17 protein-coding genes are annotated in these 24,981 nt (G+C 53.4%); 10 read left to right on the top strand and 7 right to left on the bottom strand.

Annotated features, from left to right (window positions below; all coding sequences use genetic code 11):
• Positions 1–30: 30 nt before the first annotated feature.
• Positions 31–1,524 carry a transposase gene (locus OSC10802_RS0137755; RefSeq protein ID WP_232731918.1) on the bottom strand — a complete coding sequence of 498 codons (1,494 nt, stop codon included), beginning with the start codon at positions 1,522–1,524 and terminating at the stop codon, positions 31–33.
• 133 nt (positions 1,525–1,657) lie between these two features.
• Here OSC10802_RS0137755 and tnpA point away from each other — a divergent pair, with 133 nt between their 5' ends.
• The 3 genes from tnpA to OSC10802_RS0137740 all read left to right on the top strand — a co-directional run bounded on the left by tnpA (position 1,658) and on the right by OSC10802_RS0137740 (position 5,879).
• Positions 1,658–2,065 (top strand): IS200/IS605 family transposase, encoded by a 408-nt coding sequence (gene tnpA, locus OSC10802_RS0137750; protein WP_017721949.1) that lies wholly within the window; start codon positions 1,658–1,660, stop codon positions 2,063–2,065.
• 833 nt (positions 2,066–2,898) lie between these two features.
• Entirely contained in the window at positions 2,899–4,422 is a 1,524-nt protein-coding gene (locus OSC10802_RS0137745; RefSeq protein ID WP_017721948.1) for a type I restriction-modification system subunit M, read from the top strand.
• Positions 4,423–4,604: 182 nt separating this feature from the next.
• The gene (locus tag OSC10802_RS0137740) at positions 4,605–5,879 is read left to right on the top strand and encodes a restriction endonuclease subunit S (RefSeq protein ID WP_017721947.1); all 1,275 of its coding nucleotides are present in this window, start codon (positions 4,605–4,607) and stop codon (positions 5,877–5,879) included.
• A 78-nt stretch (positions 5,880–5,957) separates the two neighbouring features.
• On the opposite strand, the gene OSC10802_RS55370 is transcribed toward OSC10802_RS0137740, so the two are convergent.
• Together OSC10802_RS55370 and OSC10802_RS0137730 are read right to left on the bottom strand one after the other, a co-directional pair.
• Positions 5,958–8,822 (bottom strand): pentapeptide repeat-containing protein, encoded by a 2,865-nt coding sequence (locus tag OSC10802_RS55370; RefSeq protein ID WP_017721946.1) that lies wholly within the window; start codon positions 8,820–8,822, stop codon positions 5,958–5,960.
• 72 nt (positions 8,823–8,894) lie between these two features.
• Positions 8,895–9,884, bottom strand: coding sequence for a DUF1822 family protein (locus OSC10802_RS0137730; RefSeq protein WP_232731917.1), 990 nt, complete (start codon positions 9,882–9,884; stop codon positions 8,895–8,897).
• A 286-nt stretch (positions 9,885–10,170) separates the two neighbouring features.
• On the opposite strand from OSC10802_RS0137730, the gene OSC10802_RS55365 reads away from it, so the two are divergent.
• The gene (locus OSC10802_RS55365) at positions 10,171–10,368 is read left to right on the top strand and encodes a hypothetical protein (RefSeq protein WP_017721943.1); all 198 of its coding nucleotides are present in this window, start codon (positions 10,171–10,173) and stop codon (positions 10,366–10,368) included.
• Positions 10,369–10,471: 103 nt separating this feature from the next.
• On the opposite strand, the gene OSC10802_RS43670 is transcribed toward OSC10802_RS55365, so the two are convergent.
• Both OSC10802_RS43670 and OSC10802_RS0137715 read right to left on the bottom strand, forming a co-directional pair.
• Entirely contained in the window at positions 10,472–12,010 is a 1,539-nt protein-coding gene (locus tag OSC10802_RS43670) for a serine/threonine-protein kinase (RefSeq protein WP_017721942.1), read from the bottom strand.
• A 223-nt stretch (positions 12,011–12,233) separates the two neighbouring features.
• Entirely contained in the window at positions 12,234–13,562 is a 1,329-nt protein-coding gene (locus tag OSC10802_RS0137715; protein ID WP_017721941.1) for an NB-ARC domain-containing protein, read from the bottom strand.
• Between the two features lie 201 nt (positions 13,563–13,763).
• Here OSC10802_RS0137715 and OSC10802_RS56260 point away from each other — a divergent pair, with 201 nt between their 5' ends.
• From OSC10802_RS56260 to OSC10802_RS43650, 4 genes are all read left to right on the top strand, one after another.
• Positions 13,764–14,141 (top strand): calcium-binding protein, encoded by a 378-nt coding sequence (locus OSC10802_RS56260; RefSeq protein ID WP_052334396.1) that lies wholly within the window; start codon positions 13,764–13,766, stop codon positions 14,139–14,141.
• Between the two features lie 32 nt (positions 14,142–14,173).
• Positions 14,174–14,527, top strand: a complete 354-nt coding sequence (locus OSC10802_RS56255) for a hypothetical protein (protein WP_304412237.1) — start codon at positions 14,174–14,176, stop codon at positions 14,525–14,527.
• Positions 14,518–15,669, top strand: a complete 1,152-nt coding sequence (locus OSC10802_RS45300; protein WP_017721939.1) for a CAP domain-containing protein — start codon at positions 14,518–14,520, stop codon at positions 15,667–15,669. The genes OSC10802_RS56255 and OSC10802_RS45300 overlap by 10 nt, the downstream gene beginning before the upstream one ends.
• A 633-nt stretch (positions 15,670–16,302) precedes the next feature.
• Positions 16,303–17,379 (top strand): CAP domain-containing protein, encoded by a 1,077-nt coding sequence (locus OSC10802_RS43650; RefSeq protein ID WP_017721938.1) that lies wholly within the window; start codon positions 16,303–16,305, stop codon positions 17,377–17,379.
• 203 nt (positions 17,380–17,582) lie between these two features.
• Here OSC10802_RS43650 and OSC10802_RS0137685 read toward each other — a convergent pair whose 3' ends face one another.
• On the bottom strand, positions 17,583–19,049 hold the full coding sequence (locus tag OSC10802_RS0137685; RefSeq protein WP_026099160.1) for an MFS transporter: 1,467 nt from the start codon (positions 19,047–19,049) through the stop codon (positions 17,583–17,585).
• A 194-nt stretch (positions 19,050–19,243) separates the two neighbouring features.
• Between OSC10802_RS0137685 and OSC10802_RS0137680 the strand changes: the two genes are divergently transcribed.
• Entirely contained in the window at positions 19,244–19,657 is a 414-nt protein-coding gene (locus OSC10802_RS0137680; protein ID WP_017721936.1) for a hypothetical protein, read from the top strand.
• A gap of 89 nt (positions 19,658–19,746) precedes the next feature.
• On the opposite strand, the gene OSC10802_RS0137675 is transcribed toward OSC10802_RS0137680, so the two are convergent.
• The gene (locus tag OSC10802_RS0137675; RefSeq protein ID WP_017721935.1) at positions 19,747–21,318 is read right to left on the bottom strand and encodes an NAD(P)/FAD-dependent oxidoreductase; all 1,572 of its coding nucleotides are present in this window, start codon (positions 21,316–21,318) and stop codon (positions 19,747–19,749) included.
• A 465-nt stretch (positions 21,319–21,783) separates the two neighbouring features.
• Here OSC10802_RS0137675 and OSC10802_RS45295 point away from each other — a divergent pair, with 465 nt between their 5' ends.
• The gene (locus OSC10802_RS45295; protein ID WP_052334394.1) at positions 21,784–24,921 is read left to right on the top strand and encodes an ATP-binding protein; all 3,138 of its coding nucleotides are present in this window, start codon (positions 21,784–21,786) and stop codon (positions 24,919–24,921) included.
• Positions 24,922–24,981: the final 60 nt, after the last annotated feature.

Genomic DNA, 24,981 nt, shown 5'->3' with positions numbered 1-24,981 from the left:
TCCCCGCTCGCTCAGAGACGGGGATTCAGGCTAAGAATTGGGCGCAGCTTTTCGCCCTAACTTTTTACGGTTGGCTATCTGGCTGCACTTTCTATGCTTTCGGGAGAACCGCTCCGAGGGAGAATGAGACTTCCTACTTTCGGACTCGCCTACTCGTTTCGCGGCTTCTTGATATTGCTTCCATGCCTCCACAAGGAACGGCTCCGTCCCCCGATAACTATTACTAGCATCCTGCAATGAAAGCTTGTCATCCTCATCAACGTATCTACTCAGGTAAGCGCTAAATAAATCCCGGTGCATCACAACTCCTGTTACATCACGATGAACTCTCTCGGATAATTTCTTCTTAATCCGCTCACCATTCAGATGAGTTTGTGATAGCGCTGTCTTCTGAGTAGAAAACTTATAGAATGAACCGCCAGCGTTCTCAGCTTTACGTTTCAATTCAGATTGGACAAAACCTGGGGACTTAGCAGCTATGGCTTTACCATAACGCTTCTGCCAGCCTTTTATCGATACCTTCTCGGTTTTGATATTCTTGCCATGCCTAAGTATCTCGTTAACCACCTTCCGGTTTTGGGACTTTGCATAAGCAGCTTTTCTACGTTCTAACTCACGTTTCTTACGGGAAACACACTGGTATCTCTTGGAATTATTCCACTTGGATTTACCCTTTTTACACTTCCCCTTCTTGAGGACAGTCTTGCGCCCTCGTTTTCCTTCAAAGTCAGAATTGTAGTTATCGGGGTTATTGGCACGTCTAGACCTCTCCATCTGACGCTGTAAGGCTTTTATCTCACGCTCATAGGTTGGCACTCCCTCTGCAAATGGTAATAATCCCGCACCGCTATCTCCCACAAAGGCAATATGGGATATGTTGAGGTCTAGCCCAACTACTCCATCAGAGACAGAGTTTTTCTCTTTCTGGTACGGCACTCCTTCATTAATTAACTGAACATACCAGCGACGCTTACCATTAAGCTCACGCCACAATACACGGACATACTTAACCTTAGAGGTAAGGCCGTGCAAGATTACCGGATTATCCCAGTCAATTATTGGCGTTAGCTCTAACTTACCCCAGACAAACTGGTTATCCTTCCAGCGGATACCCTGTTTGTTAGTCTTACCCTCTACTGACTTAAACCTAGTGGGGACTTTATATCGTACCTTTTTGGCAAGTCCGAATAGGACTTTCTCGCTAGCTTTAAACGCACGGGTGGCTAACGTCTGTTGAGTATTGGAATCTACTTTTTTACCTATCCACTTAGATTTGTTAGCGACAGTGGTAGCATACGCCTGAATGTCGTAGTCTGAATAGCGATATTGTTTACGAGCATCACCAAAAGCTAAATTTCTTTCCGATTTTTGTTCTCTAGGTATTTTCTTGGCTGCTCTGTAGGCATCAGAGTTGCGCAATAGTTCCATTCGCACCATCGCTTCATTCAAGCAGGCGTTGTACAGTTGCCGCGCCGCTTGAAACCGGGACCGCAATTCGGCATCTTGCTTGCTGTCTAGAACCAACGGTAGTTCCGTGATGAACGATGTTGTCTTACTCCTAGCCAATATTAATCACCACCAGCTTTTGTCTATCGCGCTACACTATCAACAGTAGCAACAAGCGCTTAGGACTGTCAAGGGGTATATGTGAAGAATTATGAAGGCGACAAGCAGGCAATATAGGCACAACAACCACTCTGTCGGTTCGGCGACGGTACATCCAGTCTGGATACCTAAACGCCGGAAACCAGTTTTAATAGGAGACGTAAAGTTTAGGCTGAGTCAGATATTAACAGAGGTGGCAGCAGAGAAAAAGTGGATAATAAAGTGCATGGAGATAGCTCCAGACCACGTTCACTTATTGGTTGAACACGATCCAAGCACCCCTATCAACTCAATAGTTAAAGCATTTAAGGGGCGCTCTTCAAGATATTTGCGGCAGGAATTCCCGCACCTGCTTAAACTCCCTACTTTGTGGACTCACGCATATTTCTACGACACAACCGGGAAGGTAAGTTCAGCCATTATAGAAGCGTACATTAACGATCCGCATCATTATAAGTGACGGCATAAGTGACGCCTGATAAATCAGGCGAGTCGTCTTTCCGCCCCGATTTGAAAATGCGGGGCTACCAGAGTCCCGGTCTTCTTTCGGTGTGGGCCATTTTGGTTGTCCCCTGTTTTTGATGTTTGCCTAAAAGCTCTAGCATCCCTGAGTTCTATAGCTCTGGGCTTCCGGGACAGGTGGGGAAAGCTTAAAATTGCCTTTGGTTTCTGGACTGGTTCTGATGCAGTCTGGTGCTTTCCAACCTGTCAGGAGCTGTTTTAAAGCTCTTGATAGGGATTAAACTTTTAGAATTTTTATTTACAACAACAATCGTAACACACCCTGGGGTAAGGTGCAACCCTTGGGGAAATTTTTTATGATTCCTTAAGGAAAGCAGGCACCGGCTTGTGCTATGGTGTGGCGGCGGGGTGCCTGCCGGCTTGGAGAGCCGGTGTTGCAGTGGGGCCTGCCGGTGTCAAGTTTAGAGCGGTTTTCATCCAAAGTGAGGTACTGAGAAACCCGGTGAGCGTAGGGGCGGTGCCACCCACGGAGACCGCCCCTTCCGGGTTTCTGGCACGCAATCGAACAGAAAACCGCTATAGCCTTCCTTCACGGGGGCGGTTCATGGCCAAACGAACGCACCGGCGTTCGTAGCAGACACCCGTGGCACATTGGCCCAGCCCCTGGGGCTAGAATGTGCGCCCACGTTTTTAGAGAAAGCCGGGTTTTGGAATTTCTTAGGGTGGGGTTAACACGCATCAGCTGGGTTGGGCGTAGAATGGGGTAGAAGCTAGGAGTTAGGAGTCTTGGATTCGCGACTCAGAGCTTAAAAGTGACAACCAGCGTATGAGATGCCAGCGAAGTACAGCGAAATTGAAAAGCGCCTGTGGGCAGCTGCCGACCAGCTGCGGGCCAATTCCAAACTGAAGCCGTCGGAATATTCGGTGCCGGTGCTAGGGCTGATTTTCCTCCGCTTTGCCGAGTACAGGATATTACACTGTGCGGCGCAGCGAGAGAAAGTGGGGTCGGGGTTCAGGATGTGCCTGCCGGAAGTGGCCCGTTTCTCCAAACTGGCGAAGCTGCCAAAAACAGTGGACATCGGTCAGGCGATCGACGACGCCATGCACGCGGTGGAAGCGGCGAACCAGCAGCTGAAAGAGGTATTGCCGAAGAACTATCACCGGCTCGACAGCGACATCCTGGTGGCGCTAATCGAGAACTTCCAGGCGATCCCGATGGACATAGAAGGGGACGCCTTCGGGAAGATATACGAGTATTTTCTGGGGAACTTCGCGATGAGCGAGGGGCAGAAGGGCGGCGAGTTCTTCACCCCCACGTCGATTGTGAAGCTGATTGTGGAGATCATTGAGCCCTACCACGGGCGCATTTTTGACCCAGCGTGCGGTTCCGGGGGGATGTTCGTGCAGAGTGCGTCGTTTGTGGAAAAGCGCAACCACAACCCGAGCGCGGAAATTAGCATTTTCGGGCAAGACAAGATTGCCGAGACGGTGCGCCTGTGCAAGCTAAATCTGGCTGTGCACGGGCTGGTGGGGGACATTCGCCACTGCAACACCTACTACGAGGATGTCCACAGCAGCACCGGCCAGTTTGACTTTGTGATGGCCAATCCGCCGTTTAATGTGGACAGGGTGGACAAGCAGCGCCTGAAAGACGACAGCCGCTTTCCGTTTGGCCTGCCGAGGGTGGATAATGCAAATTATCTGTGGATTCAGCTAATCTACAGCGCCCTGAAAGAAACGGGGCGGGCGGGGTTCGTGATGGCAAACTCAGCTAGCGACACCCTGCTCTCGGAACAGGAGATCCGCCGCCAGCTGATTTTGAGCGGGGCGGTAGACGTGATGATTGTGGTGGGGCCATACTTTTTCTATACGGTGCGGCTGCCGTGCACGCTGTGGTTTTTGGATCGGGCCAAGGTGAGGACGCCGCGCCGGGATAAGGTGCTGTTTATTGAGGCTCGGCACATCTTCCACCAGAGCGATCGCGCCCACCGGCAGTTCAATCCGGCGCAGATAGAGTTTCTGACAAACATCGTGCGCATGTACCGGGGCGAGGATCTGGCGACGGGTAAGGGCGGCGAGGAAATGCTGCGCAAGATGTTTCCAGAGGGAGTGTACACCGATGTGCCGGGGCTGTGCAAGGTGGCAACCCTTGCAGAGATTGAGGCGCAAAGCTGGAGTCTCAACCCAGGGCGCTATGTGGGCGTTGCAAAGACGCAGGAGGAGGATTTCGACTTTGCCGAAAGGCTCGAAGAGCTGAATGAGGAACTGGTGAAGCTCAACGCCCTTGCGCTGAACTTTCAGGAGCGGATTGCACAGAGTGTGGCGAAGTTGCTGGAAAAAAATGCGGGGGTTTGATATAATGTCGGCACGTCAGTTTATTGCGGGTAGGGGCGGGTTGATTCATCACCCAAGCTACCGGCAGTAGGGGCAGGTTTAGAGATATACTGTGCTGCCAGCAGATAGGTCGGGTTAACTCGCCTTCGCAGGGGGTGAGCCCGACGCTGCAAATTTATAAAAATCGATGCAACGGGAGAGTTATGACTTCTCAATTGATGGAAACGGCAAAGACTGAATGGGTGCAGCGGCGGCTCGGGGATGACTGTACAGTGGGCGACGGCACTCACGCCAGACTGGAGCGGCTGGATACCGGGGTGCTGTATGTGACGGCGAAAAATTTAAAAGAGAGTGGGTTGAATTTGTGGAAGGTGGGGCACATTTCGGAAGCGGATTTCAACAAGTATTTTCGCCCTGACACAAGGATACCCAGCCGACCGAGAGCTGGGGACGTGCTGATGGGGATTATTGGCACGATTGGCATCCCTTATTTGATGAAGCCTAAAGACCAGTTTGGCCTGTCTAGCAGTGTGGGAATTATCAGGCCAAATCAAGAGGTTTTGTGGCCGGCATATCTTTATTACTGGGTGAAAGGTGAGGTGTTTCAAAATGCCTTGCACGGTATAGTGGGGGGGGTGGTACAGCCGTATGTCAGCATGCAGGGGCTGAAATCCCTGCCGCTGAGATACCCGTCTCTGGAGAACCAGCGCAAGATTGCGGAGGTTCTCTTGGCGTATGATGAGTTGATTACGGTGAACTTGCAGCGGATGAAGTTGCTGGAATCAATGGCGCGGACGATCTTTCGGGAGTGGTTTGTCTACTTGCGCTTTCCGGGTTGGGAAGGGGTGAAGATTGTGGACTCGTCGGTGGGGCGAATTTCTGAGAGGTGGGAGATTACAAAGATTGGTGAGGCGATGGCGACGGTGAGTGGGGATACGCCTTCGACGAAGAAGCAGGAATACTGGGAAAATGGGGATATGACTTGGTTTACGCCGACGGATCTGACGAATGCCGGTACGATGTTTATTTCGGAATCGGCGCGGAAGGTTACGGAATTGGGCCGGCGCAAGAGCAAGACGCGGGTGTTTCCGCCGTATTCGGTGATGGTGACGAGTCGGGCTACTATTGGGGTGGTGGCGATTAATTCCAAGCCGGCTTGTACGAATCAGGGGTTTATTACGTGCATTCCGAATGAGCGGCTGTCGCCGTATTTTCTTTATTTTTGGGTGGAGGAGAATAAGGACAGGATTAGCAGTCTGGCGTCGGGGGTGATGTTTAAGGAGATTTATCTGAGCAATTTTCGCAAGGTGCTGATTGCTGTGCCTGATGAGCCGACTCACCGGCAGTATGTGGCGCTAGTAGAGCCGGTGTTCAAGCAAATAGAGGTGTTGCAGGAGCAAACGAGCAATTTGCGGCGCACGCGGGATGTGCTGATGTCTGGGTTGCTGTCGGGGAAGTTGGATGTGGCGATGGACTGAACCGGCACTCGTAAGGTGTGAGGGAGGGGGGGATTGAACCGCCAAGACGCGCCTGAGCGCCAAGGCGGGGGGAGAGGATTAGGGAGGGGCTAGAAGCTGTTGCCAGGTGGGGGGGATTTCGGCTGGGTTCTGGCAAATTACCGGCAGCCAGGTGGCGCAGGGGTATTCGTCTTCTAGTCCTTGAAGTCTTTCTCTCGCTTCTCGCACGGAGGAGTAAAGGGATTTGCCACCGGCAAAGGCTGTGAGGAAGTTTTTCAGGAAGTCTTGCGCTACTATGTCGGGGACATCTTGGCGCATGACGATGATTTGCGGAATGTGTTCTTCGGCTAGCTGTCGCGCCAGCCCTAAACCGTCACACGAGTTGAAGATGGCGAGTTTTAAGCCCCGCTCAATGGCTTTTTTGAGGGCGTTTTTTAGGTCAGCAACTGACAGTTGGCTGTTGGGAGCGCTGTGATTGATGCAGATGTGCCCTGTTTGTCCGTCCGCATGAGAGGAACTGTGCCCTGCAAAGAAGAGGATGTCCCAGCCTTGTTCGTCCCACAGTTGCTCGCTGACTTGCCGGCGCTGGGGTTCTGGGAGGAAGACGGTTTCGGCGTCGGGTAAGTTTTGCAGTAAGGCGCGATCAGCTTCGATGTCAATTCCGCTGCTGTTGCCGAGAATGGCTAGGATTCGGATGCGAGTTCGCGGGGGGGCTGATTTTTCTGCTCGGTCGCTAAAGGGGGCGCTCAGGGCTACTTCTGCTTTGCGGTAAGTGTCGAAAAAATCCCAGAGGTGCCAGGGAAGTTGCCGCAGGATTCCTTCGGCTTGTATGATAACTCGCAGTTCGTCAGCCGGCTGGAATTTTTCGCGCAATTTATTTTGGATGGGGCGAAAGGTGTCGGAGTTTAGCCAGGTGTTGAGTCGCTCACCTAACTGGTCGGATAATTGGCGAAATTGCGGTTTTGAAACATTGGCGGCTTGATTGGGATCAGCACTGACTCGGAAGCTGAACCCCAAAGCGTCGTACATTGACTTCCACCGGCGGTAGAGTTCGGGAATGTCTGGAGCGGGTGGCAGTTTGCCGGGAAATTGCGCCGGCAGGCGATCGTCAGCCCAGATCAGGGCGCTGGCTGCTGGAAACCCTCTCTCGAAGTCTCCGTCGCCTAAGGTGAGGATAGCTAATTTGCCAGGGCCTTTATTTTCCCGGCTTGCGGTGCCGGCAAAAGAGTTGGGATTGAGCGCTGTCGCTAGCATGGTTTCTAGGCTGCGAATCCGGGCGTCTTGTTCGGCTAGGAGCAAGCCTATATCGTTTTCAGGCAGAGATTTCAGGCGGTTGTAGTCTTCAAAGTATTCGGCGCTCAGTTGGGAGCGATCGACTCCTCCTGCTGTTTTGGCTCTCAGCAAGAATTTATCTAGCCCTCGTTTTTCCATTGCCACGAGTTCTAGATCGGCTTCGGGATGGTTTTCTGCGAGCCGCTTGAAGGCAATGGCAATAGAGCGGGGGTCAACGCCTTGGTTGTGGTAGAGGTCAAGGGTTTTAAAGATGGGGGCGATAAAGTCGGCAAAGTCGCCCTCTCGAAAGACTTCGTTTTTATTGTCAGGTTTGCGACAGGCATCGGGATCGTCTTTGGTGGGCAAGCGCATGTAAATATACTCGCAAGTCACTCCATCCAGTTTGGTTCCCACGGTGATGCCCCAGTCTTCGATGTAAGCTCCGGTGAGGGTTGCGCCGGTGAAATCTGCATTGTCTAGCTGGGTTTGTACGAGTTTAGCGTTAGACAAGTTCGCTGACTGCAAATTCGCTTCGCTGAGATTGGCTCCAATAAAGCTGGCATAGTCTAAGTCAGCGCCGCGCAAATTCAATCCTTGCAGGTTCAGCCGGTCGAAGTTTTTGTCTCGCCCATTTCCTGTAATCACCAGCAGCCGCACCGGCGCGTCTTTTAAGTAAGTTGCCCAAATGCGGGATCGGTCGAGTTTTTTGGCGTGCGAGAAGCAGGTGCGCGTCAGGGTTGCGCCGTTAAAATTTGTGTTTTTGAGTGTCGCCGCACTAAACTCTGCATCTGTGAGGTTGGCGTCGCGAAAGTTTGTCCCGCCGGTAGCAGCCAAGAAAATTCCTATCCGTCGGGGTAAGGCAAATTTTTCATCGGCTGCTAGAGAGCGAACTCCCACATATACGCCTAGCGCCGCCACACCGCAAGCTCCCCCGACAGCAACAGTTCTGGCGATAATTTCCGCCCCACTTCCAGCAAAAGCCCAGGCGATAGAATAGGCCCCTACTTTAGAGTAAGCTACAGTGACCGATTTGGCTACAGACGCTTTTCCGGGTGGAGCGCCAATACCGGCTTTAGCGACCATACCCGCTACATACCAAGCAACAGAGCCAGCAAAAACCCAGTAGAATGTGCTTACAAAAGCCAGCGCCGCACTCAATGTTTCAGAGCGGGCTACGGCTCCCACTACAACCACAGCTATAGCTCCAGTCAGGGTTCCAACTACAACCCAAGCCACCGTTAAAGCTGCAACTCCTGAGCCGGCTAACGCTCCTGTTAAAGTGCCAATTATCGCGACGGCTGCGGATATGGAAACTGCGCAAGCTACTAAACCTGATGTGTATCCCTGTAGCACCGTGACGGTATAGTAGATTGCTAGCGAGACGGATAAAATGCCGGCGGGGATGACGGTGTATTCTCGGGTGAATGGCGGGCTGACAATTCCTGATGTCATAATTCCCGCTAGCCCGGATGCCGCTCCTGAAAGCGCTGCTAGGAAGAATGCGAGGGCTACTAAAAGTATTGCCCACCGGCGCTGCAATCCGGCTTGCGAGTGCGATAGGTTTGCGCCGGCGAGGTTGGTGCCGGTGAAGTTTGCGCCTCGGATGTCTGAATTCGAGAAGTTTGCGCCGGCTAGGTTTTCCCTTTTAAAGGAGCGCCCTCGCAGATTTTGTCCGGAGTAGTCTTGTGTCATGTTTTGTTACTGCTGAAACAACTGGATGGGGCCAGAAACCGGGGTTCGGGAATACACCTGGTTTCTACTCCCCTATGTAACGAAATATCGCCGCACAATTTCCGCCCCACCCACAGCTATTTTAACAGTAAAACGCTCTCCCGGATGCCCTGTCAATTTAAATTGAATTAAGCTGTCTGCTTCTGTGGCTGGGATTGGCCAGCTGTTTCCTATTTCATCTAGCACTGTGAGTGTCAGGTTTTTGGGCAGATAGGTTTGGCTGCCGGTGGGGCGCACTTGCAGGATAATCGGGATTGTCTGTTCGGATTCGAGCATTACCGCAACAATTAAAGCTACAGGATGTTCGGCCAGCTGCAATGCCAAGGCAGTGGCATTAGCCCCTCTAGCTGCAGCGGATCTAAAAGCCTGATTTGCTATTTGTGCGCCAAAAATCTCTTCAATAGTTTGCCAGCCGGCTCGCAGTGCTTCATCTAAGTTTTTTTGCAACCACTGGCTCAATTTTACGGCGGCTCGGCGCACATCTTCAACAAGAATACCCAGCAACTCCGCCAGCTCCCCCGCTTTGAAAAGAGTCTCAATGCGCTCAAACCCTTCTGGTGCCCCTTGCAAAACCAGGATGACGCTGCCTTTTTCTATTTTTACCAGTGTCAGGGCGTCATCCAGCGCCAGTTCCCGCAAATGGGTGAGGATAGCTTCCACCCGTTCCTTGCGGGCGTCATCAATGGTGGCGCTCCACACCAGCTCCCACCTGACTTGCGGTTTGGGACTGGGACTGCGATCCGCCACTTCTTCCCAGTTCAGTTGTAGAACCTGGCAGAACGCTTTGAAAACGTTGGTGTCAATGGGATCTTGTGCGTACAGAAAACGCCTCCAAGTGGCCAAGCTGACACCGGCGGCAAAGATGCGCCCCGCTGCATAGCTTTCGGCTTCCCAGTCGGTGTGGGCGTCCAGAATCTTGCTCGCTTCCCACAGCCACCGATCGTCCTCCACCGTCCATCCTTTTTCCCTTCTTGCTTGTCTGATTCTTTCGAGTCCCTGCTGAGAAGCCATGAGAGACGGCATTTTACACCCCACCTTAGCACTTGTCAAGTATCAATTCTATACCGGTCTGTCACCGATCGGAAAATGAATCTGGCGCAACCCTTGCGAATCAAAGATTCTAGAGATGTGAGAGAGAGCTGGCTTCTATTGCCGGCGGGAGAGAGAATCCAGCTTTTTGCTTTTCCTTTCTTCCTGACGGGTGCATAAATAGCAAGCTCCTTTCCGAAAAAATGATGTAGCAAGCGCAGTTGGCCAACTCGCTTCTCCTCTGTTCTGTCAGGGATTGACTTTGAGAGAGAAACGAGCCATGAAATCCAGGGTTGTTGTTTTACCAGCACTTATATTTATAATAATCCAGATCGCTCTGATTTCGGCTGTGTCACGAGCAGCAGCTCTTGCCGCAATCGCAGGTAAGTCCCAGATTGAAGGCAAAGAACTGTTGGAAACGCCGGCTCCCGAACCCTGCAAGGACGAAGACGGCAATATTATTGTCTGTCCTCCCTGAAGGAAGGAATCGGCGCTGCACAGCTGGCGCGGAGGGGGAGTGAGAGGGGATTTCCCTTCTCCTCCAGAAATCCAGGCGTAGGACAGGCGTCTCGCCTGTCCTTCTAAAACCTAGCTGCCAAGCGTTGCTGTGCCAGATCGTACCACAGATCCTCATCTGGTTTGCTCTTATCTGCATATTGCCGGCAAATTTCCCATTCCGCCAGCGCAGTTTGCGTTTCCCCTTGCGCTTCCAGCACTTGGGCGAGCAAACAGTGAGCGGAAACTCGCCGGCTGTCTAGCTGAATCGCAGCTTGCAGGTGTTCTTTCGCCTCCGCGTAGCGACCTTGGCCAAGTCTCGCCCAGCCCAAGTTTTTGATCAGGGAGTATTTCACTCGGTCGTCTCTCACCAGCTGCAGACCTTTTTGCAGCAAGTCAGCCGCTGCATCAAAGTTTTTATCGTGTCTAATATATAAGCGACTCAGCTGGCTGTAAGCAGCGGCGCTTCCCAGAAGTGCGGCTTTCTGGTAGTGGGATCGGGCGCAGTCAAAATTTAGCACTTGTTCGCAAAGTATTCCTTTGTTGTAGTTGGCTCCGGTGTTGTCTGGGTCTAGTTTGAGCGCCCATTTAATATCTGACGAGGCTTCGCCCGGTTTATTGGCGAGGTGATTTTCAACTCCGAGAGCGTTGAGCCTCCTGGCGAGTTGGGGGAAGGCAAACTGGATGCCGGTGAAGCCCAGCAACAGCAGCCCCGCTAATCCAAACCCAAATTTTAAGCGATTCTGCTTGCTATTCCGCTGTCGGGGCGGGTCTTGCGCCCGCCCGGGTTCGAGGTTCGCCAGACGCTGCAAAATCGCTTGGGTATTTTGCGGGCGCTCGTGTGGAAAGATTGCCATCAGCGAGTCAATCAAATCAGCAAGTGCCGGCGATACCTGAATCGCAGCCTCTCGCCAAATTAACTCCCCTGTCATATCGTTTAGGGGAAAAGTGTCAGGATGTTTTCCAGTGAGCAGGTGGACAAAGGTGCGTCCCAAGGCGTGGAAATCCGATTGGGGAACAGCTTTGCCTTTTAATTGCTCCACCGGCGCGTAACCGACTGAAAATAACCCCGTCACTTCCTGATCGCCGATTTTGAGCAGGTAAGTGTTCGTCACTTCCCTGACTGTCCCAAAGTCAATCAATACTAGCTGTCCGTCAGGTTTCAGCATGATATTTGAAGGCTTGATGTCCCGGTGGAAATATCGGTGCCGGTGCAGCTCATGCAATATTCCCGCCAGCTGTTTCAACCAGTCAAGGGCTTGCTCTTCCCTGAGGGGCGGGTGGTTCTCGCTGTTCGCGATCCACTCCTCCAAATTTTGTCCGTCAATTTTCTCCATCACCAAGCAGTGCAGGGTGCCGGCATCTACTGTGGCGGTAAAATATCCGTCAGGCTTGACTTTGGGAATGCCCGGATGATTTAGCAGCCTTAAAACTTCAGCTTCTCGCTGAAAGAGGGAGATGGCTTTTTCTTTTGTTTTTGGATCGCAGAACTTTTCCAGATTCAGAACCTTGAGAACTTTTGGCGCGCCCCGGTCATCCACTTCAAAGATGTGGCCAAAGCCTCCTTTCCCCAGGGGGCGCACGACGCAATAGCGATTTTGCAATACCAGTCCTGGCTGAATCATATCAATTTTAGATTTGGGATTTGGGATTTGGGATTGAATAAGGCAGCGCCAACCCTTCTCACACAGAAAATACTGTCTATTTCAACTTAATATTATAGGGAATCGCACCGGCTTTTTGCGTTCCGGGGCAGGAGCCACGGAACGCACCTGTAAAGCCCTGTCGCTGCCTTGTTTGTTTGGCGGGAAGCGAGCAGTCTGAGAGCTGCTCGCACCGGCTTTCTGTTTAGCTGTTCTGATTTATAACATATTTTCTCACTGCCGGCAAGAGGGTGAAAAGAGCTTCTCCGTCTTCTGTGACTGTTTCAATCAGCGAGCGCCATCCCAAAGATTTCAGCGCCTCGGTAAGTTCCTCGCACGAGACGTAGGAGGAAATGCCCTCTCGCAATCCTGTGCGGGAAACCGGCTCTCTTGAGAGGGCCAGCTGGTACATGACCTTTTTTTCTAATTCAGAAAGGCGCTGGAACTGCTGGGCCAAGACTTCTCGGATGTCGCCGAGAAATGTGGTTTCCCTGAGAAAGACCGAAGATTTGTTGGCAAATACGTCTTTAATTGTGGCCGCAACTATACGCAAGGCTAGGGGATGGCCGCCATAACGGTCGATTAGGTTGGCCCATTCGGCTTCTTCAACTAAATCTCTCTCTCTGAGGATTTCCCATGCGGCAGGCTTTTCCAATCCCTTGAGCTGTAAAGATCGAACGGGGTTTCTATTGCCCTCCCAGATAGCAATTTCTCTGGATTTTTCCGTACTGGCGAGCAAGAAGCAGCTTATGTGGTCTGACAGTCCTGCCACTTTGAATAGCTCCGTATAGTCCTGATAGCCCTCTCGGTATTTTCCCACAAACTGACCGGCAGCCATGAGGTTTTCGACGCCATCCAGTATCACGAGAGTGCGGTGAGTTCGCAGAAAATCCAGCAGGTCAGATAAAGTGGTTTGAGGGGGCTGCCGGTCAGACAGAAATCCGAGTAAGGAAGCCAGGAGTTGTGCGCGGGGTGGGGCGTTTGAGAGCGATCGCCAGATGACACATTCAAACTCATTCTGAATCTGCTGAGCCAACTTTGCCGCCAGAGACGTTTTGCCAATTCCGCCGGTGCCGTAAATGGCCACGAGCCGGCACTTGTCGCCCACAACCCACTGTTTCAGCGCCGCCAGTTCGCCGGTGCGCCCGTAGAAAAGGGAGACATCCGGCGCTTTCTCCCAGTCGTAATACCGCTGGGGGGATGACTTTCTATATCCAGCTGCTTCCAGCCAGGGAACGATATCTTGCCAGGAGTTGAGCTTTTTTCCTGTCAGCGTTTTGATATATCGATACAGGGTTGCTGACAGCTCTGCTTCTACTCCCCTGGCGTCCTTGTGCAGCCGGCGAGCGATTTCGGCGGGACTGCAACCGCAAAGCAATCCACAGAGATGGAGCTTTTCAACGGCTGTCAGCCCTCTTGTTGGGCGAGATGCCACTTCTTGTTTTGCAGACGCCAAATCTGCGTACAGCCTTTGTAAATCCCAGTGATTTGAGGCGTCTGCAAATTCTTCATTTGGATTGGGGGGGGATTCCATTGCTGCGAGTCCTCAGGCATTTCATAACTTAAATCCTAACGAAATTCCTAACGTAGGTTATGGGATGACCGGCAATTACCTAAGTTAGAGTGTGTTTGCGCACAAATTAAACCCAATAAGCTGTTATCGCGAGAAATCGAGATAGCACAGACTGGCTTGGCCAACTGCATTGCAGCTGGTTTGAACAATGATTAGCATACAATGGAAAAAATGTCAACGAGAACCGGCACACCAGGTAACGACTTCCTCAGTCAATCCCCAGAAGCGGACACGATTCTGGGTTTAGAAGGGAAGGATACTTTAATGGGCCATGAAGGGCATGACTGCCTGAATGGCAACCAGGGCAATGATACGGTGTGTGGGGGTGAGGGCAATGATACCGCCGGCGGCGGCAAAGAGGCAGACCAGATGTCTGGCGAGGGCGGTAACGACATTGTTTATGGCCAATTGGGCAAGGATACGGGACTGGGGGGCGACGGCGATGACTTGGTGTTCGGCAACCAGGGAGATGACTTGCTCTTTGGCAATGGAATGACACGCTTTATGGTGGCCAAGACAGTGATACGCTGCGGGGGGTAAAGGCAATGACCTCCTTTATGGGGATAGCGGGAATGACTTTCTCTATGGGAACTTGGGTGCGGATACCCGTTCCCGGCGGGGATGGAAATGACAGGTTCTCTATCAGCACCAGTGCCGGTGGGGCGGCGCTGGCACAGGCGGATGTAATTGCGGACTTTAAAGATGGCCAGGATTTAATTGATGTCGCGCCAACACCGGCCACCCGCGCCCACGCCAGAACCGGCCACCGGCACCCACTTCTCCGACTGGGGGTAGCGACTAGATTGCCGGTGGGAGTGCGCCGATTCCCACCACCGGAACCGACACCTGTGACTGGGTGGATAATGCCGGTGGAGCGCTATTTTTTAGATTTTTTCAGCCTGAGGAGGCTAAACTTATGGCAGTAGACCTATACTCAAACCTTCCGGGAGACGGTCTGGAATCGGAAGAAGTAAAACTTTACAATTTAATCAATGAGTATCGCGCTCAAAATGGGCTGCCGGCGATACCCGCTTCCAAAGCGCTCACCACCGTTGCCAACCGCCACGTGCAAGATGTGGCAGAAAACCTTGATTACGTTAATTCGCCCCAGCGCGACTCTATCAGCCCACATTCCTGGAGTGACGCTGCTTATGACCCTAACAATCAAAGCACTTGGCCTAATATGTGGCAGGCTCCCCAACGGTTAAACACCGGCTATCCGGGGAACGGTTACGAAAATTTTGTCTGGACAGCGGGCAGTTCAATCTCAGCAGAAGAAGCCCTAGAATCCTGGAAAAACAGCCCCGCCCACAACCAAGTCATCCTGAATCAAGGGATTTGGCAAAACCGGCAGTGGAACGCTTTAGGCGTCGGCATTTATAAAGGATATGCAGCTTTGTGGTTCGGCGAAGAAACTGACCCCACCGGCACTCCCGCCGAAAGTGCCCAAGGAACAACGCCCGCTGACCGTGTTATCGTCGGTACAGATGGCAGTGAAACACTCACCGGCACTACCGGCACTGATACAATAATAGCGCTGGGAGGCAATGACACCGTAATCGGCGCAGCAGGCGCTGATGTTCTCAGTGGAAATGCCGGCAGTGATTACATCACCGGCGATGGCGGCGACGACATTGTTGTAGGCGGTCAAGGAGATGATATCGTTATCGGAGGTGCCGGCAATGATTTAATGGTTAACGGCAATAAAGGCAGCGACCAAGTGTTTGGCGGTGACGGCAACGATACGGTAAATGGCGGTAGAGACAATGACTCCCTTTTCGGAGAAGCCGGCGATGATTGGCTCTCCGGAGATTTGGGCGCAGACACCCTGATTGGCGGTGCCGGCAGTGATGTGTATTTTGTCGGAGGAGACTCCACTGACATTTGTTACTACGACGATACAGAAGATTATCTCGGCTTAGCCGGCGGTTTATCTTTCGAGCAGCTGAGCCTCTCTCAAGGCGCGGCTGGCGCACAGATTCTCAATCTTACCACAAATTCAGTCCTGGCTGTACTGCCCGGAGTGGATGTGTCCCTACTCGATGCCGGGGATTTTATCTCAATATAAATAGATTCGGGTTGCCTCCAGCTTCAGGGCGTATCCTCAATAGGTGTGCCGGTGACGGCTTATAGGGGTTTTCATCCGAGGTGAGGTACTGAGAAACCCGGTTTCTTAAAGAAACCGGGTTTCTGGCATGTACTTCATCCAACTGAAAACCGCTATATTGTAGAAAGGAAGCAGTCACGATGAACTTCGCACACCGCCACCAATGAAAAGTTGGCTGGAGCGCGGGAGATCAGGTAGGGCTAAAGCCCAACTACGAACCTTTTCAAGGCAGAGCCGTTCTCTGTGCGAGCGATCTGCCAACTTGTGCTATAGTATTAGTGCGCTCACCCAGAGAGATGAGGGTGCTCTGGCTTGTGGCGGAGTTCGTCGGGAGAGGCAATCCCCAACCGCCACAGAAGCCGGTGAGACGAAAGCAAGCATCTATCTATCCAATAACACATCATCTAAATGTCCCCCGCAGTGGTGTGCGCCGGCGTCTCGTCTGCGCACACTCCCGCGCCGGTGAGAAAACGGAGGGGGGAGTTAGGGTGCGAGATTATTGCAGCGCGGCACAGATCGCGAGGGTGCCGGCTGTAAGTTGCGTGCATTTACCGACAAAACGCAAAACTTTCTCCCCCTGAGGAGCCATTTCTTGTGAACGAAAACTTTATCTATCGCCTTCTAGCGCGCACCAATTTATATCGCAGCCAGTTTGGTTTGGCCCCACTGACGTTAAATGCCCAGCTGACTGCATCCGCCCAAGATCACAGCCGGGATATGGCACTCAATGACTTTATCGGGCACCAAGGAGCGGATGGATCATCGACAAACGACCGCATCAATCGGGCCGGCTATAAATACTCATTTGCTGGGGAAAATGTTGGTTGGGGCTACTCCAACCCTGAGGAAGTCGTAGACGCCTGGTTCAACGAAACTCCTCCCAACGATGGTCACCGGCAGAATATTCTCAATCCCAATTATAAGGAAATTGGGATTGGCTACTACTTGCTAAAAAACGATACCGGCAGCCAGAATTGGCACCACTACTGGACACAGGATTTTGGCTCGCCCGTCAATGGTCAAGTCAATCCGGTGCCGGCACCCAATCCCACCCCAACATTTACTGGATCTCCTGTTCATCTCCGCACAGAGGGCAGTGATGCGTTCACCGGCACCACCGGCAGTGATATAATACTGGGGCTGGGAGGCAACGACACTCTTAGCGGCGGTGCCGGCGATGATTTTGTCAGCGGAAATGCCGGCAGTGATTCCCTCAGCGGCGATGCCGGCAGCGACGTTGCTGTGGGAGGTCAAGGAAATGATACCCTTACCGGAGGTGCCGGTAATGATATCATGGTTAACGGCAATAAAGGCAACGATATTGTCTTCGGCGGCGACGGCGACGACACGGTGAATGGCGGCGCAGGTAATGACTCTCTTTTGGGAGAAGCCGGTGATGATTGGCTCTCCGGAGACTTGGGTGCCGACACCCTCACCGGCGGTGCCGGCAATGATGTGTATTTCCTAGGAGGAGACGCGACAGACATCTTTTACTACAGCGATGCAGAAGATTTAATTGGCCTAACTGCCGGTTTATCTTTCCAGCAGCTCGGCTTCTCTCAAGGCGCGTCTGGCGCACAGATTATCAATCTTACCACAAATTCAGTCCTGGCTGTACTGCCCGGAGTTGATGTTTCCCTACTCGATGGAGGGGATTTTATCTCGATTTAAATCCGATTTTGCCTCCTTTTATAGCAGTTTTCAGTGAAGTACATGCCAGAAAACCGGTTTCTTAAAAAAACCGGGTTTCTCAGTACCTCACTCAGATGAGAGCCGCTATATCTTAACCGCAGATTAACGCAGATTAACGCAGATTAACGCAGATGCAACCGCCATCTACTTCGCCGTCTATCAGCGTCTATCTGCAGTTGACATTACCGAGCCGCCTCCCGCACTCTTTGCTCCAACTTCCAGACAACAGCCGTCAATACCGCCGCTACACAAAGAATCGCAGCCGCAATCCGAAAAGTACCCCCCACCCCATAAACTAGCGCCTCAGCCGGCGCGGCAGTGAGATTGGCAGTTTGCGGCAAACCGGCACTGCTGAGGCTCAAAGCCGCAAACAAAGCGCCCATCAGCGGCAAACCGGCTGTTTGCCCTAAGGTGCGCGACAGTGACATCAACCCGGAAGCGATGCCCAGTCTTTCTTTCGGCACACTTCCCAAAATTGCGCTGTTATTCGGCGACTGGAACATCCCCAACCCAATCCCAAACGGCGCAATCCGCACAATATACCCCAGTTCAGTCAGCCTCCCGTCAAAGGTACTGATGAGCAGGCACCCCACCACCATCAGCAACAGCCCGATTAAACTGATTATACGCGAGCCAAAGCGGTCAGACAAAGACCCAGAGAAAGGTGCCACAATCCCGCCCAAAACTGGCGAAACCGCCAGCAGCAAACCGGTACGCTGCGCCGGATAGCCCAGCGCCAATTCCAAGAAAAAAGGCATAATAAAAATAGTGCCGGCGATTACCACAAACACCAGCACCGCCATCAGCAAGCTCAAGCTAAATTCGGGGTTGCGAAACATTTCCAGGTTGAGCATCGGCTGGTAGATGCGAGCTTCAATTGCCAAAAAAGCCGCCAAGCTTAGCGCTGAAATGGCAAGCAGCGTCAGGGCTTTGCTGCTGCCAAAACCTTCGAGCTGCCCTTGCGTCATCCCCAGCGCGAAGCAAAGCAGCATCACCGTTGCGATCGCCGCCCCCAGCCAGTCAAAGCGCTGGTGAGTGCCGGCTCCAGCCAATGCCGGTACGAAACGCACAATGATGAAACTGGCAAATATCCCCACCGGCACGTTCACCAAAAATATCAAACGCCAGCCGGAAAGCCCTATCAGCAGCCCCCCCACCGTGGGACCGAGGGCGATTCCCAGCGACACCGCCGCGCCAACAATCCCCAGCGCCCGCCCGCGCTCTGATGCGGGGAAGACTTCAGCAATTATAGCAGAGCCTAGCGCCGAAATAAACACGCCGCCCAGCCCCTGAAGCGCCCGAAAGCCAATCAGCCACTCAACACTGGGAGAAATCCCGCACAGCAAGGAGGCGATTGTAAACAAGATTAAACCCCTGAGGTACAGCCGCTTTTTGCCAAACATGTCGCCCAACCTCGCTGCGCCGAGTACCAAGGCGGTGAGAACGAGCAGGTAGCTCAAAACTACCCACTGGATAGTGGCGAAGTTCGTGCGGAGTGTGTTAGCAAGAGTTGGGAGGGCGATGTTGACGATGCTGGTGTCCAAGGTGAACATCAGCACGCCCAGCCCCACGCCCAGCATAGCCCACCATTTTCTCGATGCCGCAGTTTCTGGAGGCGGAGGAGCGGATGGCGGTGGATTGTTTCTCATGGTTGAGTTCTATATAATTGTTATAAATAACTTTAACCCAGCCACGCCACCCCCAACCCCCATCGCCAGACGGAAAGAGGATTCATTCGGGTGCGTGTCACTTTTGAATCCGGGATCTTGTAGAGACCACTCCTGTAGCGGTCTGCTCTGCAGAACGCACCCTATAGGTTATAATAATAAGAAAAAAAACTGGTATGAAAAACCTGGCCAAACAACTGACCCTATTTTTTTCCGCCGGCTCTTTAGGAGCGCTGGCGAACAGTCTGGCGCTTTGGCTGTTCGGCGCGTTAGGACTCACCGCAGCGCTTGGGGCGCGGATCTCACCGGCACTCACCCCCGAATGGCTCTACCCTCGAATTGTCTGGGGCGGATTGTGGGGATTTCTCTTCCCGATCCCAAATCTCCCGGCTCGCCCTCTCATCAAAGGGCTGCTGTTGAGCCTCGCCCCAACAGTTGTGCAGCTGTTTGTCGTGTTTCCTTATAAAGCTAATCAGGGGATGATGGGATTAAATCTCGGGCTCACAACCCCGCTTTTTGTAATTTTATTCAACGCCATCTGGGGAGTGGCTGCGGCGTACTGGATAAAGTATCTCCGGGAAGTGCCTTAGGAGTGGGGTGCGTTCCTGCGGAACGCACCCTACTTTCTCTATAGTACAGAGAAACCCGGTTTCTTAAAGAAACCGGTTTTCTGGTACTGTTAATCAACGGTAGGGGCAGATTTGAGATAATCGCCCCCACAGCCAAACATCCAGGCATCAATCCAGCGCCGCATATAATATTGGTGTGCCGGTGGCAGAGTTTTTAGCCGGGGTTCCAGCGCCTTTCCGAGGGGAGACAGGGCGCTGTAAATGCCGAGGTTAATGTAATGGCGCAGCCAGTCGAGTAAAGCGATCGCTCCCACTTGCGGGATGATTTTGGCGACTAATTGAGGGTGCGCCAGTGCTGTTTTGAACAGGGTTTGCGACAGCGCCGGAAACTGCACCACGTCTTGCAGAAATGGCTTGATCACCGGCTCTCCCAGCCCTTCCATCACCGCAAACACCCCAGAGAGGAGCCGGTTAATCGCATCGGGGTCAATGTTCTGCCCGACACCGGCAGTCATCGCCCGCTGGAACAGCCAAGTTACTGACAGGTTTGGCTGGTAAGGTTGCAGCAGCGCCAGTGCCGGCTGGCTCAATTCTTCTGCGCGCAGCGCCTCGTCAATTCCAGCAGTTAAGCGCGGCAAATGGCGCAGCATCGCCCCAAACCCGCCAAAACTCACGGGAGACTGGCACCCGCTGCTGTCGCCTACCGGCAAAATGCGGCTCCAAGGCATTTGCAAAGGGCTTTGCCGGTAGGAGGGAAACAAGCCAAATAGCGCCCGTTGAAATTGCAGCCGGTCAATTCCCACGCCTTGATATTGGGGCAGCAAACGCAGGTACTCCTCAAAGAGAAACTCCAAACTGAAGCGTTCTGGGTGAGCGTCGAGGTAGGTAAATAAATAGGTGGTGCGCCCGTCTCGCGCTGGGAAGGCTTCCCAAAAATACTGGCACTGGTGCTGCACCGGCGTGAGGGAAGCGATCAAATCGCCGGTGTCATTTTGGGGAAAGCCGAGGGCGCAACTGCCGACAACTAAGCAGACGCCATCGGGTTTTTCTCCCCGCCGCGCCTGCCGCACAATGGGGGAAAAATGACCCATCGCATCAATTAACAGCCGCGTTTTGAAATTGCTGCCGCTGCCCGTATTTATTATAACACCATCTGGGTGAACTGCAGCTGATTCAAAAGGCGTATTTTCAAACAGTTGCCCGCCGGCTTGCAGGAATCGCGACTTGAGGGCGTCGAGGAGAAATACTGGATCGACGCCGATATTTAAAACATCTCGCACCCAGATTTCTGGGCCATTGAGAAAGCTGACGCGGGCGGGGCTGTACGAGGATGCGATCGCTTGCGACAGCTGGGCGTCTGCCAGCAGGTTGAGTTCCAGAAACACCTCCAGCTCTTTGCGGGAGATGTTCCACTCTTGGGCTCTGCCGCGCAGAATCCCCCGCTCGAGCAGCGCCACTCTCCACCCCCGCAGCGCCAAAGCGGCACCGATGAAAATGCCCAGAGTGCCACCGCAGATTGTGATGTCCCAGTCGGCTTCTCCCAGAGGCTGCAGGCTGTGTTGGACCGCCACCGGCACCGCTGCCGTATTTTCTCTGAGAGCTTGCCAGAGGCGGTCAGCGCGTCGCAGCCCTCCCAGGACGTCCCCGGGCAGTTGCGAGAGTATTTGCTCTGTTTGGGTCATGACTGTTGGTGGGTAGACGGTTGATTTTATCCTAAAGTAGAGGAGCTGGGGATGGGATGCGCTTCCGCCCGTGGCGCGTTGTGCCGGTGGCGTGCCGGCTGGCCCCTGTGGCCGCAGGGAGCCTGTGGGAAAATCCGTTTAAATAATTTTTTATCTCATGGGTGCCGGGGTTCCGGGGTGCGGTGTTGCGGTGGGGCGGGCGGTGGGGCATTAGCCCAACTACAAACGGGGCGGTGGGGCATTAGCCCAACTACAAACGGCCCACCGGCACCTCTAAGGGGTGGGATATCTTCGCTTTAACTTTTTTTAAAAATACCCGCACACATCCGAAGAAAGATGCGCGATTAAACTATTAAACCTGAAGCCCGACGCTCGTTTAAAGTCCCACAAAAAGATTAAACAGCTGGCTGGCTCGTGCAAAAATACAAGGAGAGCGGACTGTATGCCTGTCGAGCAATTGTGCTTATGCCGGAGAGCCAAGTGAAAGATAGTGAAAAAACCAAACAGCAGCTGATTGACGAGTTGGGACAGCTGCGCCAGCAGGTTCATCAACTGCAAGCCCTAGCACCGGCTCCCTCTCTGGCGGTGGCGCAGGAATCGCAGGGGGTGCCGGCAGGTTGCAGGGCGTTTCAGATCCAGGTTGCCGGTGTTAACCTGGAATGGAATCTGGAGCGGGGGACTTGCACCATCGAGAGCGCTCCGATGACCATGATGTGGCTGGATACGACGATAGCGAGTTTAATGGCCGGCGTGCGGGCGATGGTGGGCACCAAGCGGTTTGGTTTGGCGCTTCAGAGTGAAGGGCGCAATAGCGTTGAGAAAGACTGGCAGGTGATTTCCCAGTTTGAGGATTTCCAAACGGGATTCGCCGCCCTCGCCAAGGTTGCCAGTGTGGGAGGCTGGGGGAATTGGCAGCTCGTCGAGCTCGACCGGCAGCGCCAGGAAGCCCACTTCCGGATCGGCGACAGCTGGGAGGGGCGCTACCAAAAAGCCCTGGGCGAGTGCTGGGGAAGCGGGCTGATTGCCGGCAAAATGGCGGGACTGTGTTCCAAGCTGTTCCAGACGAACTGCTGGGCTACGCAAACCGCTTTTATTGCCAATGGGGATGAGTGCGACGAGTTTTGGGTGCGCCCTTGCGATCGCTCCATCGAAGAAGAGATCGAACAGCTGCTGGAAACAGACGGAGCGAGCCGCGCTGATATGGCGGTGGCGCTGACTAAGCTGCGCCGGGAAATCAGCGAGCGCCGGCGGGTTGAGGAGCAGCTGCGCCACAGCGAAGAAGCCCTGCTAGCAGCGAATCAAGAGTTGGAAGTGCGAGTTGAGCAGCGCACAGCCCAGTTGAGGAAAGCTTTTGAGCGGCTGCAGCAGGAAATTGGCGAGCGCATGCAGGCGCAGGAGGCGCTGCAAAAAAGTGAGGCTCGCAATCGAGCTTTTCTGAAAGCCATCCCGGATTTAATGCTGCGCATGAGCTCTGATGGCACCTATCTGGACATGATGGAGGCGAAAGGGGTTCGCGCCGCAGTCCCCGCTAGTGAATTGATCGGTAAAAATGTCGGCGTGCTGTTTCCGCCAGAGTTCGCTCAGCAGTCGCTCGACGCCATCCGTGCGGCGCTAACTTCTGGGGAGACGCAAATCCTGGAATACCAGCTGCCGCAGGGGGGAAAAATGCGCGATTACGAGGCGCGGATTGTTGCCAGCGGGGAAGATGAAGCGCTGGTGATTGTGCGCGACATTACTGAGCGCAAGCTTTCAGAAGAAGCGCTGCTGCGAATTAGCAAAGCGGTGGAAAGTTCCAGCGACGCGATTGGCATGGCGGATGCCACCGGCACCCACATTTATCAAAACCGGGCGTTCTCCCAGGTGTTTGAATACGAAACCGTCGAGGAATTCAACGCTGCCGGTGGCATCCCGGCTGTCTTTGCCGACCTAGCTGTGGGGCGGCAGGTTTTTGAGACAATTATGAGTGGGAATTCTTGGAGTGGGGAAGTTACGAAGCGCACCAAGAGCGGTCGCCGGATACAGGTTTTAACGCGGGCTGACGCCATCAAAGATGCCGAAGGCAATATTGTGGGTCTGATCGGCATCACGACCGACATCACAGAGCGCAAGCGGGCAGAAGCGCAATTGCGGCAGCAGGCGCAGCGGGAAGCCCTGATCTACCGTCTGGCGAGCCAGATTCGCAACTCCCTTGACTTGGATACTATCCTGCAAGCGGCTGTCAGCGAAATCCGCAACCTGCTACAGATTGACCGCTGTCATTTCGTCTGGTTTCGATATGATGCCGCCCCCCCTTACGCCCAAGTCGTCTGCGAAGCGAGAGACTCAGCTTTTCCTGATTATACGGGGTATTATTCCTTTGAACAAGTGCGTCTGTTTGCCGATCTGTTCCAGAATTTGGAAATCCTCCACTGCGATGATGTCACAGCATTTCCCGACCGACAAATGCGGCATTTACTGCTCAGTCTAGGCTTCACCTCTGTGCTGGCAATGCCCCTGCAAACCCAAAGCGGTGAAATTGGCTCGGTCAGCTGCGGGCATCACAGTGAAATTCGCCCTTGGAGTGAGAGTGAGGTGGAGTTGATGCGAGCGGTTTTGGCTCAGCTGACGGTGGCAATTAACCAAAGCCGGCTCCTGGCCCAAACCCGCGCCGCCGCAGCGGAAGCCCGTGCGCAAGCGCAGCAGCTAGAAGTTACTCTGCGCGAGCTAAAACTCACGCAAACCCAGCTGATTCAGAGCGAGAAACTCTCCAGTTTGGGGCAGCTGGTGGCCGGGGTGGCCCACGAAATTAATAACCCGGTTAATTTTATCTACGGCAATCTCACCTACGCCCGCCAGTACACGGACGATTTACTGAAGCTGGTGTACCTGTATCAAATGCAATACAGCCCCACACCGGCAATCCGAGAGGAAATGGAAGCGATCGATTTAGAGTTCATGATGGCGGATTTGCCCAAACTGCTGGATTCGATGAAGGTGGGAGCTGAGCGGATTCGCGAGATTGTGCTTTCGCTGCGCACGTTCTCGCGGCTGGATGAAGCGGAAATGAAAGAGGTGGATATTCATGAGGGCATCGACAGCACGCTGCTGATCCTGCAAAACCGCCTGAAGGGAAAGCCGGACCGTCCTGGCATTCAGGTGATTAAAGACTATGGCAAACTGCCTTTAGTTGAGTGCTATGCCGGTCAGCTGAACCAGGTATTTATGAATTTGCTCGCCAATGCGATTGACGCCCTGGAAATGCGGCATGGGGCAGAACCGCAACACGCCACGCCCAGCAGTAAGTGCCCTATGATTCGGATTCGCACTTCAATAAGGCGCGGGGGAGAAGAGCAATTACCAGCGCCCCATGCCCAATCCCCCACGCCCAGCTCCCAATTTGTTGTGATTTCTATTGCTGACACCGGCCCGGGGATGGCGGAGGAAGTGCGGTCGAGGATTTTTGACCCCTTTTTTACTACGAAGCCGGTGGGCAAGGGCACTGGCTTGGGGCTGGCGATTTCCCACTCTATTGTGGTGGAAAGGCACGGCGGATCGCTGACTTGCACTTCAGCGCCGGGACAGGGGGCGGAGTTCGCGATTTCTATTCCGGTGCGCCAGAAGTAGGGTGCGCGTCAGCTACAGATTTCTGCTAAACTGTAAGTAATACCCTCACGAAACAGTAAA

Origin of the sequence: Kamptonema formosum PCC 10802, from assembly GCF_000332335.1 — a bacterium.
Lineage (GTDB): Bacteria > Cyanobacteriota > Cyanobacteriia > Cyanobacteriales > Oscillatoriaceae > Oscillatoria.
This window is presented reverse-complemented; position numbering and strand designations above follow the sequence as displayed.